Annotated in this window: 15 protein-coding genes; 5 read left to right on the top strand and 10 right to left on the bottom strand. The window is 53.7% G+C overall.

Annotated elements, in window-relative coordinates; genetic code table 11:
* Positions 1-27: 27 nt before the first annotated feature.
* The 5 genes from holA to HK22_RS06290 all read right to left on the bottom strand — a co-directional run bounded on the left by holA (position 28) and on the right by HK22_RS06290 (position 7,068).
* Entirely contained in the window at positions 28-1,029 is a 1,002-nt protein-coding gene (holA, locus tag HK22_RS06310; protein ID WP_086648792.1) for a DNA polymerase III subunit delta, read from the bottom strand.
* A 3-nt stretch (positions 1,030-1,032) separates the two neighbouring features.
* Complete coding sequence (locus HK22_RS06305; protein ID WP_062028066.1) at positions 1,033-1,704, bottom strand: hypothetical protein; 672 nt, start codon at positions 1,702-1,704, stop codon at positions 1,033-1,035.
* Entirely contained in the window at positions 1,704-4,301 is a 2,598-nt protein-coding gene (leuS, locus tag HK22_RS06300; protein ID WP_086648718.1) for a leucine--tRNA ligase, read from the bottom strand. The genes HK22_RS06305 and leuS overlap by 1 nt, the downstream gene beginning before the upstream one ends.
* 7 nt (positions 4,302-4,308) lie before the next feature.
* Positions 4,309-4,827 (bottom strand): DUF3576 domain-containing protein, encoded by a 519-nt coding sequence (locus tag HK22_RS06295; RefSeq protein WP_062028062.1) that lies wholly within the window; start codon positions 4,825-4,827, stop codon positions 4,309-4,311.
* A gap of 132 nt (positions 4,828-4,959) precedes the next feature.
* The gene (locus tag HK22_RS06290; RefSeq protein ID WP_198945497.1) at positions 4,960-7,068 is read right to left on the bottom strand and encodes a hypothetical protein; all 2,109 of its coding nucleotides are present in this window, start codon (positions 7,066-7,068) and stop codon (positions 4,960-4,962) included.
* 537 nt (positions 7,069-7,605) lie between these two features.
* On the opposite strand from HK22_RS06290, the gene HK22_RS15085 reads away from it, so the two are divergent.
* Both HK22_RS15085 and acs read left to right on the top strand, forming a co-directional pair.
* The gene (locus HK22_RS15085) at positions 7,606-7,746 is read left to right on the top strand and encodes a hypothetical protein (RefSeq protein WP_156474566.1); all 141 of its coding nucleotides are present in this window, start codon (positions 7,606-7,608) and stop codon (positions 7,744-7,746) included.
* Between the two features lie 223 nt (positions 7,747-7,969).
* Positions 7,970-9,877: an acetate--CoA ligase gene (acs, locus tag HK22_RS06285; protein ID WP_086648717.1), complete on the top strand. Its 1,908-nt coding sequence runs from the start codon at positions 7,970-7,972 to the stop codon at positions 9,875-9,877.
* Between the two features lie 20 nt (positions 9,878-9,897).
* Here acs and HK22_RS06280 read toward each other — a convergent pair whose 3' ends face one another.
* Positions 9,898-10,209 carry a hypothetical protein gene (locus HK22_RS06280; protein ID WP_086648791.1) on the bottom strand — a complete coding sequence of 104 codons (312 nt, stop codon included), beginning with the start codon at positions 10,207-10,209 and terminating at the stop codon, positions 9,898-9,900.
* A 162-nt stretch (positions 10,210-10,371) separates the two neighbouring features.
* Here HK22_RS06280 and HK22_RS06275 point away from each other — a divergent pair, with 162 nt between their 5' ends.
* The 3 genes from HK22_RS06275 to HK22_RS06265 are packed head-to-tail and all read left to right on the top strand — an operon-like array spanning position 10,372 to position 12,785.
* Positions 10,372-11,352, top strand: a complete 981-nt coding sequence (locus HK22_RS06275; protein WP_062028054.1) for an AEC family transporter — start codon at positions 10,372-10,374, stop codon at positions 11,350-11,352.
* Positions 11,349-11,822: a low molecular weight protein-tyrosine-phosphatase gene (locus HK22_RS06270; RefSeq protein WP_086648716.1), complete on the top strand. Its 474-nt coding sequence runs from the start codon at positions 11,349-11,351 to the stop codon at positions 11,820-11,822. The genes HK22_RS06275 and HK22_RS06270 overlap by 4 nt, the downstream gene beginning before the upstream one ends.
* A 30-nt stretch (positions 11,823-11,852) precedes the next feature.
* Positions 11,853-12,785 carry a 2-hydroxyacid dehydrogenase gene (locus tag HK22_RS06265; RefSeq protein WP_086648715.1) on the top strand — a complete coding sequence of 311 codons (933 nt, stop codon included), beginning with the start codon at positions 11,853-11,855 and terminating at the stop codon, positions 12,783-12,785.
* A 2-nt stretch (positions 12,786-12,787) separates the two neighbouring features.
* Here HK22_RS06265 and HK22_RS06260 read toward each other — a convergent pair whose 3' ends face one another.
* The 4 genes from HK22_RS06260 to HK22_RS15080 form a co-directional block, all read right to left on the bottom strand.
* A complete protein-coding gene (locus HK22_RS06260; protein ID WP_062028050.1) occupies positions 12,788-13,546 on the bottom strand; it encodes an NAD kinase in 759 nt (252 codons plus the stop codon).
* A gap of 257 nt (positions 13,547-13,803) precedes the next feature.
* Positions 13,804-15,939 carry a flagellar biosynthesis protein FlhA gene (gene flhA / locus HK22_RS06255; RefSeq protein WP_086648714.1) on the bottom strand — a complete coding sequence of 712 codons (2,136 nt, stop codon included), beginning with the start codon at positions 15,937-15,939 and terminating at the stop codon, positions 13,804-13,806.
* Positions 15,940-15,977: 38 nt separating this feature from the next.
* Positions 15,978-16,271 (bottom strand): flagellar motor switch protein FliN, encoded by a 294-nt coding sequence (gene fliN / locus HK22_RS06250; protein WP_369827215.1) that lies wholly within the window; start codon positions 16,269-16,271, stop codon positions 15,978-15,980.
* 16 nt (positions 16,272-16,287) lie between these two features.
* The coding region (locus HK22_RS15080; protein ID WP_158093545.1) for a hypothetical protein at positions 16,288-16,736 on the bottom strand (449 nt) is incomplete at its 5' end.

Below are 16,736 nucleotides of genomic sequence, written 5' to 3'. Positions count from 1 at the left end.
GCCGCATTTCCCGATCCAATACCTAAATCAGGCTTTCCGCACCGTACAAAGCGACGCGATATGGCGTCTGCATAGCGCCATATCAGGCGAAGCACTCTGCTTGCAGGCCAGTTCGAAAGCCTGCGTTTCCCGTGCTGCCAGTGCGAGCGCCGGGAGAGACCAGCGATCCAGTGCCTGACCGAAAGCCGCTGTACGTTTGAAGAATACAGGCGGCTTCAGGGATTTCATGGCTTCGGCCCGTCCCTGACCATCCTGCACAGCCTGCGCGACTTTCTGAAGCCGTACCAGCACACCCAGAACCGTTCGCGCCACCGCAACGGGATTTGCACCGTCAGCCAATGCCCGCTCGAGAGCCTGATCGGCCATCATGCGATTTCCGCATAAAGCTGAAAACGCTGCATCTTCCAGTGAATTTCCGCCGGCATCGCCGACACAGTCCTGAACGGCCTGCAGATCAAGACGGCCATTCGGACCGGCATACAGCAGAAGTTTTTCGACTTCGCCTCGCACCCCGCTCCGGTCGGCCCCCAACACCCCCAGAAGCCAGATGAGGGCATCACGGTCGATAGTAACGCCCGCCTGAGCGAGCGCTTCCGTCACGGTCTGGGAAAGGGCCCGCCCCTCTTCCGGATAGCAGGCGATGGACGCCACCTGTTTGTGGGCCTCCGCCAGAGCACGCAGCTTCGAGCGTGCCGTCACTCCCGAAGCCTCGATAACGATCAGAGCATCCGTACTGGCGTCCAATACCCGCTTGAACTGGGGAGCGAGGCTGTCCTGCCCGTCCCGCACCCAGACGACGCGTCGCCCTCCGATCAGGGAGAGCGCAGTGGCTTCTTCTTCAAGACGATCCTGCGTTTCCCGATCAAGCTGCGCCACCTGAAACGGATCATCTGTCGTTCCAGCAACCCGCCTGACCGCCTGCGCAGCCCGCTCCCGGATGAGGCCGGTATCGTCTCCATGAAGCACGATAGCCCGCCAAGAGCCGGCATCGTCCAGTGTCCGCCCGATATTCCGTGCGTCGATTTTCACCACTTACTGGGCGGATGTACTGGTCGTGCTACGGGACAGACGGCCAGTGGCAGAGGCGGGGAAGCCGTCAACGCCAGTCCGGTCCGTAGCCGCATTCCCGTTGTCGTCAGGCATACGGTCGGTGTTCAGATAACGCGGCAGCTCATCAGGCGCCGCTTTCTCTGGCATGTTGTGACTGCGGAACCAGATCGCCAGCTGCTGCGTCACGGTCTGTGCCAGCGTGTCGGAAACACGCGCCTGAAGGGTTTCGTCATTCAGGGTCTGGGCAAAATACTGCTCAAAGCTCGTGTTAAAGCCATCCAGCGTCGTCGCATCACCCTGTGCCAGCATACGCGGATTCTGCTCCACCGTTATGAGAACCCAGTGCGCCGAGCCAGTGCTTCGCGTCCGGCCTGACGTATTGTCCTGATGGATGTCGACTGCTTCCTCATTCATGCCGGAATAGACTTTCAGCATATATTTATGAGGATCTTCCGGCCCGGCGCCTGCCAGATTTTTCTGCAAGGCCAGACGCAGCAGCTGGCCGTAACGCCCCGGAATGTTGTCCACATAAACCTGGGCCAACTCTTCCGACATGTCGGATTTCGGGGTCAGCTTTCCATAGAGGGGTGAGAAACCACACCCCCCCAGCAGAAGAAAAGCCGTGAGCAGAAAAGTGCCGCGCCGGTCTGACATCACCCGGCCACCACGAAGTTGACGATCCGGTTCGGAACATGGATTTCCTTCACCAGACGCTTCCCTTCCAAAAGACGGGCCACGTTCGGCTCGCGTTTGGCAGCAGCAAGCACATCGTCCTTCGGTGCATCCGGCGGAACCTCAATGGTCCCACGCAGCTTGCCGAGGATCTGTACACCGATCGTCACACTCTGGACGGCAAGCCACTGGTCCTCGGCTTCAGGCCAGGGGCGGTCCACAACCAGCGCACCTCCCGGCTCGAGAACTGCCATCATGTCTTCGGCAAGATGCGGCATCATCGGTGCGGCCAGCAGACACAGAACGCGCGCTGCCTCACGACGGGCCGCCGCAATGCCGTCTCCTTCGAGACGCTCGGCCTCCGCCAGCGCCGAAGTGAGTTCATGCAGGCGCGCCACAGCAACATTTGGTGTAAAAGCCTCAAGAGCTTCACCAACCGCAGCGATTGTCCGATGCGTGATGCGGCGCAGGTCTTCACCGGTCGCACCGTGGACGCTCTCGGCGGCATCGCGAGCCGCGACCGAGGCGACAAGACGATGCAATCTCTGACCGAAACGGGCAGCAGCCGCGACGCCGGAAGCTGTCCACTCCATATCCCTCTCGGGCGGGCTATCGGACAGAACAAACCAGCGGGCCGTGTCGGCGCCATAGTGCTCAATGATATCGACGGGCGACACCGTATTGCGCTTGGATTTGGACATTTTTTCAGAGCGGCCGATCTGCACCGGCGCTCCGGTATCCCGCCGCACCACCGTGTCACCACGACGTTCGACTTCCTCGGGATATAGCCAGCCGCTCTCGTCGCGGTAGCTCTCATGCGTCACCATGCCTTGCGTGAAAAGACCGGCAAACGGTTCGTCCACATCCAGATGGCCGGTTTCATGCATGGCCCGGGTGAAGAACCGTGCGTAGAGCAGATGCAGGATCGCGTGTTCGATACCGCCGATATACTGATCAACGGGGAGCCATCCGTTCGCTGCCGCCGGCACTGTTGGGGTCTCGGCATGAGGGCTGGTGAAGCGGGCGAAATACCACGAGCTATCAACGAAGGTATCGAATGTATCCGTTTCCCGGACAGCCGCCTTTCCGCAATGCGGGCAGCTCACATGCTTCCAGGTCGGATGATGGTCGAGCGGATTCCCCGGACGGTCAAAGGTCACGTCTTCGGGCAGGATGACGGGAAGCTGATCGTCGGGAACGGGAACCGGACCACAGGTCTCGCAGTGAATGATGGGGATCGGGCAACCCCAGTAGCGCTGACGTGAAATGCCCCAGTCGCGCAGACGCCAGTTCACGACGCCCTTTCCGGCCCCCAGACCTTCAAGGCGTTCAATAACTTTCGTACGCGCTGCCGCGGGGTCCAGTCCATCCAGGAAGCCTGAATTGAACAGGGTTGCATCGCCCGAAACGGCCTTCTTGCCCAGAACAAAGGTTTCGGCATCCTGTCCGGCAGGCAACAGGACCTGCGGAACCGGCAGGTCGTATTTACGGGCAAAATCAAGGTCGCGCTGATCGCCACAGGGACAGCCGAAAACCGCGCCAGTCCCGTAATCCATCAGGACGAAATTGGCGATCCAGACGGGAGCCGTCTTTTCGGGATCGAGAGGATTGGCAACGCGCAGTCCGGTATCAAAGCCACGTTTTTCAGCAGCTTCGATCACCTCTTCCGAGGTCCCGAGACGACGGCACTCATCAATAAAGGCGGCGGCCTGCGGGTTGGTTTCTGCAACCTTGCGAGCAAGCGGATGCTCAGCCGAAATACCGACAAAGCTCAGACCGAACAGGGTGTCAGGGCGCGTGGTGAAGACCTCGATGCTGTCGAGATCCGCGTCATAGCCAACGGGCGGCTGATGGAGGGCAAAACGGACCCGCGCGCCCTCGGAGCGACCGATCCAGCGTTCCTGCATCGTCCGGACGCGCTCAGGCCAGCGGTCCAGCGTTTTAAGGTCATCCAGCAGAGGCTGGGCAAATTTCGTAATCTTCAGGAACCACTGGGAGAGCTTTTTTTTCTCGATCAGAGCTCCCGAGCGCCAGCCCCGGCCCTCAACGACCTGTTCATTTGCAAGAACCGTCTCATCGACCGGATCCCAGTTGACCAGTGAGTCCCGGCGTTCAACCAACCCGGCCGCCAGCATGTCGACGAACAGCTTCTGCTGTTTGCCGTAATACTCGGGAAGACAGGTCGCGATTTCACGGTCCCAGTCCAGAGAAAAACCCAGACGCTGAAGTGTGCCCCGCATGGTTGCGATGTTGTCCATCGTCCATTTCCCGGGATGAACATTGCGCTCACGCGCAGCATTTTCCGCGGGAAGGCCGAAGGCGTCCCAGCCCATCGGATGCATGACAGCAAATCCGCGGGCCCGCTTGTAGCGTGCGACCACGTCGCCAAGCGTATAGTTCCGAACATGCCCCACGTGAAGCTGCCCGGATGGATACGGGAACATCTCCAGCACATAGTACTTCGGACGATCGGCGGGAGGAACATCAGGAACTGCAAAAGTATTCCGGCGCTTCCATTCATTCTGCCAGAAGGGTTCGCGGTTCTGGAAATCGAATGCGGGGGCTGGGGTATCGTTCATGTCTGGCTCAGTTGTCCCGCTCGCCATTTTCGGCACGCAGCTGACGTGCACGCGTCAAGATACGGGTGGTGATATCGGAGGTTGTGGTGGCGGAAACGGGGGTGTCTTCCCACTGTCCATCCTGAAGAACCTGCCGGAAGACGGAAACCCGCAGGGCATCCGAACGCAGGCGCCGGTCCAGGACGTAGGCCGCAATCTTGAAACGCTCGTTCTGACTGGCGGAAGGCTGATACCAGTCCGTCAGAATGACGCCACCCACGGCATCGGCAGATGCCAGTGGCATAAACGACAGCGTATCAATCGCGCCGCGCCACAGATAGGCATTAACCCCGCCGCGAAGCTCGTCGGCGCCGCCTTCAGCTCCCCGGTCCACGCCCAGAAGATGATTGCGCGGGGCGGTCAGGGAGCTGGGATCACGTCCACCACCGCATGCGGAAAGTGCGGTAAGAGCCAGACATCCAAGGGCAAAGCGGGCCGCTGGTCTGTGAAAGGGTCGAAGAACGGTCAACTGGATGCGAGACATCATGGGTGGTCCTGCGGGCCGCGCCAGGGCCGGTCACGAGCAAGGATACAGACTGGCGAGGCCTGTAGCCGGCAACTTCTTGAGTGTTCATATCGCGACGGCGCCGTAAGGCCAAGCACCTGAGAGAAGATGTCCCTAGCCTGCGACCACACCTGCCTGACGCAGTATCTCAGCCAGCCTCGTCTGCTGCACAGGTTTTGCAAACGTAAAGCGGCTGACAACTTTGGAAATCGTCAGGTCAGGCACCAGACGAAGAAGGTGACGGCAGACCTGTTGGGCCTCTTCGGGGAAAGTCCCCACTTCAGTCAAGGCGATAAGATAGTACACCAGAGCGCTCGGGCAGGACGGATACAGGCCGGAGATCAAACGCCCCATTGCAGTGACGTCCTGATACTCTTCACCCAACAGCAGAACCATCATGAAAACAGGCCGCAGAAGTTCAAGGAACTGAGAACGGCATCCATTCTCCAGGAGGACCTTCACGCTGCAGTTTGCTGACTTGATGTCTCCCTGCAGAAGATTCATGACGATACCCGCCATCAGGATGTCAGGAGAATCCAGATGATTTCTGTCGTTGCGAGCGATACCCGCCATTGCGTTCTGAACGACTGATACAGCCATGGAATGTTTGGCGCGGTCATACATGAGGTATGCGGCCAGCAGGACTTCAACCGCATGCAAGTCTGGCATCAGCGCGACAGCCGCACGCACACTTCGCAATCCACGGGTGAAAATGGCGTCAGCTTCCACACCCCATTCGTTCTGGAAGCGGATATAACAGTACATCGCATCAATAAGAGCGATTGTCCCATCATCCTTTTCAAGATCGACAGCGCATTCCAGAAGAGAATCAATCCGCCCGAAGAGCGAAGAATCATGCCGCAGCAACAGTGTGAAAGCTCTCAGCGCCATACCCAGTGGAGACAGTTCGCTGTCCGGGCGCCCCGCAATACGCCGGGCCTCCGCAACGAAAATACTCCACTGCATGGCCTGCGCAGGAGCCATGATGCTGCTTTGGGCCTGCTCTGGAGCCAAAGACGGGAAGTCATAATGTGTTCCCCAGATGATGACACCGTAACGCCGGGTATCCAGCACACGCAGGATAAGACGGCTCTCAGCCCCCTCAGCCCCTGCGCGCAGATTTCCGGAGATAATATAGTCCGCGCCGAGCGCCTGATACATCATCGCGGCGTTGACAGTGTCAGACGGGGGCAGCCCGGGAGACGAAACAATATCAAAGGTTCCCATATTTACGAACATGAGTTCCAGTTGATCCCGCAAAACTTCTCCATGTTGCAGAAGCTTTTCATCGGCACATGAGGGCGCCAGAAAAACCAGAGAGATCTTTCGCGGCTCTCCCGCAGGGCCATGCGAGGAAGCATAATGCAATGGCAGGACCAGCATTGGATCTGGTCGCTGCATGGGAATGGAAACGGACGTATCCGGACCGGGTGTGGACAGGGCCGTCTGGGATGAGGTCTTCAGGAGTTCGCTACTGGAACTCTCAGTGCCGATACCATTGATCAGCGTCTGGGTTGCCGGGGCAAGAACATGCCCTTCGACGCCGCCGAAGATGCACACCATCTGATCTGCAAGCGCCGCTGCGCGTGCCTGATCTCCACGACGAAGGGCAGTCTGTACTCTGGCTCGCCAGGCGACCTCATTGAGACTGTCGAACCGCAGAAGGCGTTCAGCCATCTCTGCAACCTGATCTGGATCCGTCAGTTCCCTGACAGCGCCTTCATAAAGCTGTTGAAGATGAGCGGTCAGACGCTCCCTCTGCTGGTTGATCCATTCATCGAGCGCGGGATCCACGCCTACCAGTTCGCCAAGCAGCGGTTCATCCGGCAAAGCCACACTGTCGATTGTCCGAAGACTGGCTGTCAGAAGCCTTTCCGCATCCACGGAGGTCAGTGCAGGCTTCAGGGCGAGGGCATGTCGCTGAACGTCGATAACGTCCACGCCCAAGGGATTCAAGGCCTCCAGAAGACGATGGATTTCCTGCCTCAGGGAGGCGCGGGCCATGTCTTCGGGACGCTGGCTCCACAACAGTTCAGCCAGCCGGGAACGCAAAACAGGCTTTCGGTCGGAAAGAGCAAGAATGGCCAGAAGGGCGCGCGTTTTGCCCCCAACAGGCAGCACGCTCTCCCCCGTCAGGGTTTTCGCCTCCATCTGGCCGATCAGCTTCAGGCGCAGGAGGGTAGGGTCAGCCTCTCGGGCATGACGGGCCGAGCTGTCCATCATCTTCATCATCCCCACAGTCAGCGCCCCGTTGCCGAAAGCACAGAACCATCAAACCGCTTCAATATATCGCCGCAAGCAACGCAGATCATGGCCATTCTTAAACCTGTCAAACCTGCACAACCCCTTAGTCAAGAGAGATATCTGTAGGATGCCAGACGCGGATGCGCTCTATCCTACCCAGGATTTGGACTACCAGAAAAAACGGATCCCCTCCCCTTTGGCAGGAAAGAGGCATGGTGCAAGGCCGTAGCAGAAGCACCGCCTCCAAGAATACCCGCAAAAGGTTTAGATAGCCTAAACAAACGCCGTCATTCTCTCTTTAACCGCACACCAATCTCATGACAGCTCCGATTGTCCAGCCCCTCATAACGCATCGCTGAGGGGGGGCGTGATGATGCTCTTCCCTGAAGATGAAACAGACATGGTTGCAGAAACAGCATACCCGCTATATGATTTTGATGGTTTGTCCGCGTAGCTCAGCAGGATAGAGCACAGGATTCCTAAGGTTTTGAATTGGGCGCCATGATGGGAAACCGCATGGTGGATTTGCTCAAATTCGGGGAACGCTCTGATCATCTCGATCGTGCCAATCCCGAGCCAAGCGTTCCGGTGCGCTGGAACGAAGGTGTAGAGACTGTACGGGCAACACCTTGGCTGCGGTTTCCGCAGTCGTGGTGAAGAGACAGTCCAGACCACGAACATGCTTCGCGGCATGGCGGTGAAAGCCGAAGTGGTAAGAATCCTGGGGCCGGAGGTTCGAATCCTCTCGCGGACACCACCATCCCTTGAGGGCTTTTCTGCAAGAAGGCAGAAATTCTCCCTGTTTCAGAACCTGTAAGCCAAATATATAACAGCAGCCTGCTCTGTGGCATCTGCTTTTTGTGCGTAAGGTTTCAGGTTCATGCCCTCCTCTTCTCACTCTCATTCGTTCCGCCTGACACCGACGGATTATAGCGCTCTGGTGGAACGGGCGTTTGCCGGGCCCGAACTTTACTGGAAGCGTGAAAGCGAGAGACTGTCTTGGAACACCGCGCCGACGCACGCCCAGTGCGAGAAGCAGAGCTGGTTTCCCGGTGGGATGCTCAATGCAAGCGTCAACTGCCTGGACCGCCACCTCGTAACCCGCGGCGATCAGAAGGCCCTGGTCTGGCAGGCTGAGGACGCCGGACGCGTGCTGACTTTCACGTATAAGACCCTTTACGAACATGTCTGCCGGATGGCGAATGTCCTGCGGGATCAGGGCATTCAGGCAGGCGATCGTGTTGCCATTCATCTGCCTTCCGTTCCTGAAGGCCTGATCGCCATGCTCGCCTGTGCCCGGATTGGCGCGATCCATGTGGTTCTCTTCGGCGGGTTTTCTCCCGAAGCCATTGCTGACAGATTGGCTGACAGCGGTGCTGCTCTGGTGATCACAGCCAATGTCGGGCGACGGGGCGCCAAAAGGATTCCGTTCAAGGCCACACTGGATGCGGCGCTCGACCTCCGACCGGACACCCTTGCCGTCAACGCTGTTCTGGTGGTGGGTGTGACGGACGACGAGGTGGGTATGAAGCCTGATCGGGACAGATGGCTTGGCCCCCTTCTGGACAAGGCTGCACCTGAGTGCGCGTCTCAGAATATGCCATCCTCCGCTCCCCTTTTCCTGCTTTACACGTCGGGCAGCACCGGCAAGCCCAAGGGCGTTGTGCATGGCACCGGTGGATATCTGGTATGGGCGTCCTACACGCATGAACTGGTGTTTGATCATCAGGACGGAGACATCTTCTGGTGCACGGCTGATATCGGCTGGATCACGGGCCACACTTACGGCGTTTACGGGCCCTTGCTGAACGGCGGGACGGTTCTGTTGTTCGAGGGCATGCCGTCCTCTCCGGCGCCGGGTCGCTGGTGGAATGTGATTCAGGATCACAAGGTCACGACGTTCTATACGTCTCCGACAGCCATCCGTGCGCTTATGCGGGAAGGCGATGCTGTCGTGCAGCGTTACGACCTGTCTTCGCTACGTGTTCTGGGGACTGTGGGCGAGCCGATCAGCCAGGAAGCCTGGTCCTGGTTCAATGACCATGTCGGTGGCGGGCGCTGCGCTTTCGTTGACACCTGGTGGCAGACTGAAAGCGGCGGCATCATGATTTCTCCCGTTCCGGGGGCCGTTCGTGAAAAACCTGCCTCAGCAACGCTCCCCCTCCCCGGGGTGCATCCTGTTCTTCTGGACGAAAAGGGTACGCCGCGAGAAGGCGCCACAGAGGGCGTGCTTTGTCTCAAGGGTTCGTGGCCTGGGCGCGCCCTCTCCATCTGGAACGATGATGGTCTTTTCGAGCGCACCTATCTTCAGCCTTATCCGGGATACTATTTCACGGGTGACGGCGCACGCCGTGACGAAGACGGGTATTACTGGATTACCGGGCGGGTGGATGACGTCATCAATGTCTCGGGACACCGGATCGGCTCTGCCGAAATCGAAGATGCGCTGGCGACTGAAGTGACCATTGCGGAGAGTGCCGCAATCGGCATCCCGCATGACCTCAAAGGACAGGGGATTGTTGTTTACGTCGTCCCGCGCGATAACGCGCCCGACGATCTTCACATCCGGGCGGCGAAAGCGATTACGTCGAAAGTGGGTCGCTATGCGGCGCCCGAGCGGATCCATGTCGTGCCGGACCTTCCCAAGACCCGTTCGGGGAAAAGCGTCCGGCGTCTTCTCCGCAAGATCGCCTGTGGCGAGACTGAAGGGTTTGGCGATCTGTCCACTCTCGCCGATCCCGAGATCGTGGAAGCACTGATCCGCATCATCCAGACGCCCCAAGACTGACTGTTCAGAACTGGCGGGGTTCAGACATCAGTCGTTGCACTCGATGTCTGAACCGGGATGAGCGCATCGCTCAGAACGCCGAAGACAATATGCATGAAATAGACGGAAAACGCGGCCACCAGCAGAACGGCAAACAGTTTTCCAAAAACCCGGAACGCCCCCAGGATCAATCCACCCAAAAGCAGAAACAGCAGAATCGTCTGGACCTGCCCCTGTATTCCAAGACTGCCCAGCACGGAACGGGCCATGACCTCGATGATGGCCACGCCGGCCACCACAACGCCCAGCAGGCCAAGGATCAGACCCCACAACGTATCGAGTATGGATTGCATCACGTAATCTGGCACCGACAGAAAGAGGACAAGATCACTCCACAAAGCCATTCTCCGCCGCTTTGGTCAACTGTCATCTGCAGCAGGGATAGACGAATGTGAGGGTGACCGTTACGAAAGGTGATCTTTTCCTGACCGGATTTCTGATTTCATGAGTCAATTATGACGAATTCGCCTGCCCTGCTGCTGACGATCGTTCAGTCCATTCTCCCGATTCTCGTGACATTGGGCTTTGGCTATTTCGCGGCATACCGAAAAGATTTTGACGCCCAGCAGGCTGGTGTTCTGACACGTCTGGTCATGCTGTATGCACTTCCGCTGGAACTGCTGGTTTCCATCCTCAGCACGCCGCGCGGTCAGGTTCTGGCGGCAGGACCCGTTGCCGCCCTGATCCTGCTGGCCATGGTTGGGGGCTATGGGCTGATCTTTGCCATCCTGCGCGGCCTCCTGAAACGCCGCCTCGGGGAAGCGGCACTGATCGCAATGACCATCACCGGTCCATCCGTCCCTTTCATTGGCATTCCCGTTCTGGGTCAGATTTTCGGTCCTGCCAGTTCCGTGCCGATTTCAATCGCATCTTTGGCCATGAATCTGGTTCAGCTCCCGATTACACTAATCCTGATGGGGCATGACCGAGGCAGCAACCACCGCGTTGGAAATGACAGCGAAGCCCGCAATGATTTCCGCGAACTATTCGGACATCTGATACATTCATGCCGCGAACCCGTGGTGTGGGTGCCCATGATGGCCCTTGTTCTGGTCAGTGCAGGGGCTTTCCTGCCCCAGTTTCTCAAAGGCTCGCTTCAGCTTCTTGGACGTACGACAGGCGGTGCGGCGCTCTTCGCCTCAGGTGTGGTTCTTTTCACCCGTCAGGTAAAGTTCAGCCCTCTGGTGGGGGTCATTGTCAGTGTCCGGAACGTTGTCATTCCCGGCATCATTTATGCACTGGCCCGGCTATGGCATCTGCCCCTGCCTGCACTGCAGGAGAGCGTCCTGACGATGGCCATTCCCAGCGCCTCCATCAATGTTATCCTCGCCATGCGATATCATGTTCTGGAACGTGAAATTGCATCCGTTCTGTTCTTCGGGACGTTATCTTCAATCTTCACCATGGCGTTTTTCATTTGGCTGACAGGTGCATGAACAGTTTTCTTTTTGTCTGTACGGGCAACATCTGCCGCTCTCCTCTCGCTGAACTCGTCATGCGCCGGGAAGCGCGGGAACGCGGCTTGAACCTCGATATCGACTCTGCGGGGACAGGACACTGGAATCTGGGCGAGGCTCCGGATCCACGTGCCTGTGCGATAGCGACCCTGAAAGGGCTGGACGCATCTCCGCTCCGCGCGCGCCTCGTGACAGAGCAGGATTTCAGCCGTTTTAATCATATTATTGCCTTGGACCGTTCCCACCTCACAGCTCTCAGAAAAATGCAGCCGCGTCATTCAAAGGCCCGTCTTTCACTGATGCTGGACCACCTTCCCAATCGAATCGGACAGGACGTTCTTGATCCTTATTATGGACCTGAAGAAGGCTTCATCCGAACTTGGGAAGACGTCGAGGCCGCCTGTGTCGCACTTGCAAACGCTACTCTAGGACCGCACCCCAAAGATTGATGGTGCGGCAAATTAATAACGGAGAATTTCATGTCATCCAGACCCGGCATTCTGACAATTGATCCGATTCTCCCGTTTATGAAAGAACGGCTGGAACAGTTTTTTGACCTCCATCCATACACGTCACTTGAAGAGCTGAAAGTTGTTGCTCCTGTCATTCGCGGGATCACGACAGGAGGCGGTTCAGGTGTTCCTGCCGCCATCATGAACGCCCTGCCCAATCTTGAAGTCGTTTCTGTCAATGGCGTAGGGACCGATCGCATTGATCTTCAGGAAGCAAAGCGTAGAAACATCCGCGTTGCCACGACCCAGGGCACCCTGACAGATGATGTAGCTGATATGGCCGTTGTTCTGATGATGACGGTGATGCGGGATGTCGTGAACAATGACCGGTTCGTCCGGGCGGGAAACTGGCCCAATTCGCCCCTCCCCCTGAGCCATAGTCTTACAAAGAAAAAGGTTGGCATCGCGGGGTTTGGCCACATAGGACAGGCCATTGCTAAACGTGTCTCGGCTTTCGGCATGGAAGTGGCCTATTTCAATTCCCATGCAAAACCTGAAACCGCTTACCGTTTCGAGCCCAATCTGAAAGCACTTGCAGAGTGGTGTGATGTCCTGATCCTGGCAGTCTCAGGAGGGCCACGTTCTGCAAACATGATCAATGACGACGTCCTGACATGCTTGGGCAAAAATGGGGTCCTGATCAATATCGCCCGAGGCACAGTAGTAGATGAAGAAGCACTTCTGGTAGCCTTGAAGGAAAAAAGGATTGCTGGCGCCGGTCTGGATGTTTTTCAGAACGAACCCAACATCAACCCTGCTTTTTTCGCTCTTCCGAACACTGTTCTGCAAGCCCATCAGGCCTCAGCGACCGTAGAAACCCGGACAGCAATGGGCAATCTGGTTGTCGAGAACCTGATCGCCTATTTCACTGATGGAAAGCTCCTGACTCCCGTCATTTGAGCTCAAGCTACGAACTGTTCGGCAATGATCCGCTCTGAAAGGCCGTGATCAGGATCGAACAGGATCGTAGCCTTCCGGCTGCGGTCTTCCCGCACTACGACCTCGGCCACATCCCGAATTTCTGTAAAATCTGCTACGGCCGCGGTCGATCGTTTTTCCGTATCCAGAAGTGTGAGCTTTACGACAGCAGTCGATGGCAAAAGAGCCCCCCGCCAGCGTCGGGGACGAAAAGCGGAAATTGGCGTGAGAGGAAGAATATTGGAGCTCAACGGCACAATAGGTCCATGAGCAGAAAGGTTATAGGCCGTAGAGCCTGCAGGAGTGGAAACAATAATTCCATCGCAAATTAGTTCTTCAAGGCGCGTTCGGCCATCGATTTCAATTTTTATACGGGACGTCTGTCTCGTTTGTCTGAAAAGAAAAACATCATTAAACGCCAATGCGCTTCTAACCGCCCCGGAAGCGGTCGTAGCAGTCATGTGTAAAGGATGAAGAACTGAAGGCTGAGCATTTTCAAGACGACGCAACAGGTCCTCTTCATTGGCAGCATTCATCAAAAAACCAACAGTCCCGTAATTCATTCCATAGATGGCAATACTTCTATCCAGAACCTTATGAAGCGCTTCAAGCATGAAGCCATCTCCCCCCAGACAAACAACAAAATCAGCGTTATGAATCTGGGAATTTCCATATCTCTGCGAAAGCCGCTCTAGAGCTAACTGAGCAGTGTCGTTAGAGGAGGCAACAAAATGAATTTTCATACTCGCAGTCATATCAATCTGGTTTCCGCTAGGAACACTCTCGCATCAGCAAAGAGTTTAGCAGGTTCTTGCTTCCAAATGGGAGTGAGAGAAGCAGGCGCCGCACTCAGCTAACTCAAGAAGGCATTCAACACTGGGAAGCAGGAATTTTTAGGAATTAATATGTGACAAGAAAAAATATACCAAAGTTATATTGTAAAAATACTCCAATAAAAATAAAATATAATCATTCGCAAACAATATAAACTTAAATTATACTACAATATAGTCCCGGAATTTATGATTTTAGCCCTAGAAAACAGTTCTTCTTGAGATAAAACACTAACGGCAGGCTGAATTCTCTCAACTATACGCCTCAGAGGAAGCCTAAGATTACGAGACGTTAATATTACTGGTATCCTTCCTTCTTTCGAAGAGGACTCAAAAGAATACTTCAAACTTGAAACAAATCTTTGCATCTGGGAAGGCGAGAAATTAATTTGTTTTTCTTCGATCGAAGCAGACAAACTCTCATAGGCAGCCAATTCCCACTCGGGACTAAGAGATAACACTGGTATATACCCTTGGGCATTCATCACAGATGAGCTGATTTGACGCGCCAATCTAATTCGAACATGCGCGACCAGTGCTGCAACTGTTTTGAATCCTTGACCGTAACCTTCTTGAATCGCCTCCAAGATACCTGTTAAGTCTCTAATAGAAACTTTTTCATCAAGAAGAGACTGTAACACTCTTTGAATAATACTCACAGAAACCTGCGAAGGAACAAGATCAGCGACTAATTTCTGCTGATCTCTAGGCATGCCATCCAGTAATTTTTGCGTCTCAGAGTAGGACAAAAGGTCTGCCATGTTCTCTTTAACCAGCTCGGTTAAATGAGTAATAATAACACTTGCTGGATCTACGACAGTATATCCTTGAATTATGGCATTTTCACGTAAATTTTGATCTATCCACAATGCAGGCAAGCCAAAGGCAGGTTCTTTGGTTTTTTCACCTTCAATATTAGGCGCTCCTCCTTGAGGATTCATAGCCAAAAGTTTGTTAATTTTGATTTCACCCCGCCCCACTTCTATTTCTTTGATACAAACTGAATAATAATCAGGAGGTAAAATTAAATTATCTTGAATGCGAACGGGCGGCAGTACAAAACCCATATCACTAGCAATATTCCTTCGTAATATTTTAATTTTTTCGGTTAGACGAGCGTTTTCTCCATTGGCTATCGCCAACAAATTAAAGCCCAATTCCAATCTTAATAAATCAACCTTAAGGCTTTCCGAAATTGGTGCGTCAGCTTGAACAGTAGTCTCAGGCACTACAATAGCGTCCGCCTCTGTATCGCTATTAGAAATAGGGGAATTATACCTGAACCACGCTCCCATTGCTGATAAAACTGCAAGGAAAAGAAACGGAAAGGTTGGCAATCCGGGCATCAGCGCTAAAACCAATGAACAACCGGCAGCTAGAGCAAGTGGCTTAGGATTTCCGCCTAATTGCCTGACAAGAGCAACATCTGCCCCCCCCTCAGTCCCTCCTTTTGTTACTACAATACCGGAGGCCGTAGAGACCAAAAGCGCGGGTATTTGGGACACTAGCCCATCACCGATCGTTAATGTTGTAAATGCGGTAGCGGCATCTGATATAGACATACCATGACGAATAATGCCGATCGTTAACCCGCCAACAATATTAATAGCTGTTATTATCAAACTGGCGATAGCATCTCCACGAACAAATTTCGCGGCTCCATCCATTGCTCCGTAAAAGCCGCTTTCTTCTTCAAGTTCTTTTCGTTTTTTTCTGGCAACAACATCAGTGATGGCTCCTGAAGACAACTCGGCGTCAATTGCCATCTGTTTTCCAGGCATGGAGTCCAAAGAGAATCGAGCCGCTACCTCCGCAATTCTTCCTGATCCCTTTGTAATAACCATGAAGTTAACAACAAGGAGAATAGAAAATAATATAGCGCCGATAGCGACATCTCCCCCCATGAGAAATCCGCCAAAAGCTGCAACGACATGCCCTGCAGCATATGTTCCTTCATAACCGTGACTCAAAATCAGGCGTGTTGTTGCCACCTCCAAAGAAAGACGCAGCAATGTTGTCAGTAGCAACAAGGTTGGGAAGGACGTAAAATCTAAAGGCTTATTTAAAAATAATGCCACCATCAAAACCAATATTGATGATGTAACTGAGAGAGATAATCCAATATCCAAAACAAATGTAGGTAACGGCAAAACAAGTATAGAAAGCAATGCCGCAACAGACAATGCCAGACCGACATCAGATCCGGGGAAAAATTTCTTAAAGGAGGCTAATTTCGAGTTTTTATTAAATTTCTCAAAAATATCCTTCAATGCAGAAGAAAAATTATAATTAATACTATTCATTTTCTTCTAAATTTCCAAAAATAAAGACGATTACCATTTTATTTTTCTGACTTAACAATTTCAGTCATTGTAACGCCTAAACGCGTTTCATCTACCATGACCACTTCTCCTCTTGCAATTAGACGGTTATTAACAAGTATATCAATGGGATCACCAATTTTGCGATCCAACTCGACAACTGCTCCACGTCCTAATCTCAATAGCTGGTTTATAGGCATTGCAGACCTACCCAACACTACGCTTATAGCTACTGGGACATCGTAAATAGCCTCTAAGTCATTAGGTGATTTAACTTCGGAAACATCTGGAGAGAGAAAGTCTTCTCCTTCCATCTCAAAGTCTTTTTTATCATTCTCCAGCATTTTTTCTATTCTCTCTCTGACAAGCAAGCATGATTTCAGAAGTTATTTGTTCCACATATTTATTTGCATTCCGCGACAACGACCCAAAATCCCAATGAAGCTCAAAATCTCCATTTTTCAATGTTTCATCCACTCTGAAATTTAATCTTTCTTTAAAAAAATCTGGTAGTAGCTTTTCAATTTTAATGAAAAATTCTTTAGAAGAATTTAATTTAATAAAATTATTTTTATTTATTATCGGATACAATTTTTGTAAAATAATCTTCGACTCCTCTATTCCATATTTATCGAATAAATTAGGAAAAACGGATTGCATACAGGTCAGCACTGTAAATACTACTTCTTGATAAAATTTTTTTTCTTGATTTTGAATTTTTTCCTCTATAGACAAAATTTCTGATATGAAATAATTTTTTAAATCTTTTCCTGTATTAA

The sequence above is a fragment of the Gluconobacter sp. DsW_056 genome (assembly GCF_002153595.1).
Lineage (GTDB): Bacteria > Pseudomonadota > Alphaproteobacteria > Acetobacterales > Acetobacteraceae > Gluconobacter > Gluconobacter albidus.
This window is presented reverse-complemented; position numbering and strand designations above follow the sequence as displayed.

What these genes read in the sequence shown, in the direction of transcription:
- HK22_RS06305 (WP_062028066.1), bottom strand. Translation starts at nt 1,704, where the DNA reads ATGTCAGACCGGCGCGGCACTTTTCTGCTCACGGCTTTTCTTCTGCTG.
- leuS (WP_086648718.1), bottom strand. Translation starts at nt 4,301, where the DNA reads ATGAACGATACCCCAGCCCCCGCATTCGATTTCCAGAACCGCGAACCC.
- HK22_RS06295 (WP_062028062.1), bottom strand. Translation starts at nt 4,827, where the DNA reads ATGATGTCTCGCATCCAGTTGACCGTTCTTCGACCCTTTCACAGACCA.
- HK22_RS06290 (WP_198945497.1), bottom strand. Translation starts at nt 7,068, where the DNA reads ATGATGGACAGCTCGGCCCGTCATGCCCGAGAGGCTGACCCTACCCTC.
- HK22_RS15085 (WP_156474566.1), top strand. Translation starts at nt 7,606, where the DNA reads ATGGTGGATTTGCTCAAATTCGGGGAACGCTCTGATCATCTCGATCGT.
- acs (WP_086648717.1), top strand. Translation starts at nt 7,970, where the DNA reads ATGCCCTCCTCTTCTCACTCTCATTCGTTCCGCCTGACACCGACGGAT.
- HK22_RS06280 (WP_086648791.1), bottom strand. Translation starts at nt 10,209, where the DNA reads ATGCAATCCATACTCGATACGTTGTGGGGTCTGATCCTTGGCCTGCTG.
- HK22_RS06275 (WP_062028054.1), top strand. Translation starts at nt 10,372, where the DNA reads ATGACGAATTCGCCTGCCCTGCTGCTGACGATCGTTCAGTCCATTCTC.
- HK22_RS06270 (WP_086648716.1), top strand. Translation starts at nt 11,349, where the DNA reads ATGAACAGTTTTCTTTTTGTCTGTACGGGCAACATCTGCCGCTCTCCT.
- HK22_RS06265 (WP_086648715.1), top strand. Translation starts at nt 11,853, where the DNA reads ATGTCATCCAGACCCGGCATTCTGACAATTGATCCGATTCTCCCGTTT.
- HK22_RS06260 (WP_062028050.1), bottom strand. Translation starts at nt 13,546, where the DNA reads ATGAAAATTCATTTTGTTGCCTCCTCTAACGACACTGCTCAGTTAGCT.
- flhA (WP_086648714.1), bottom strand. Translation starts at nt 15,939, where the DNA reads ATGAATAGTATTAATTATAATTTTTCTTCTGCATTGAAGGATATTTTT.
- fliN (WP_369827215.1), bottom strand. Translation starts at nt 16,271, where the DNA reads ATGGAAGGAGAAGACTTTCTCTCTCCAGATGTTTCCGAAGTTAAATCA.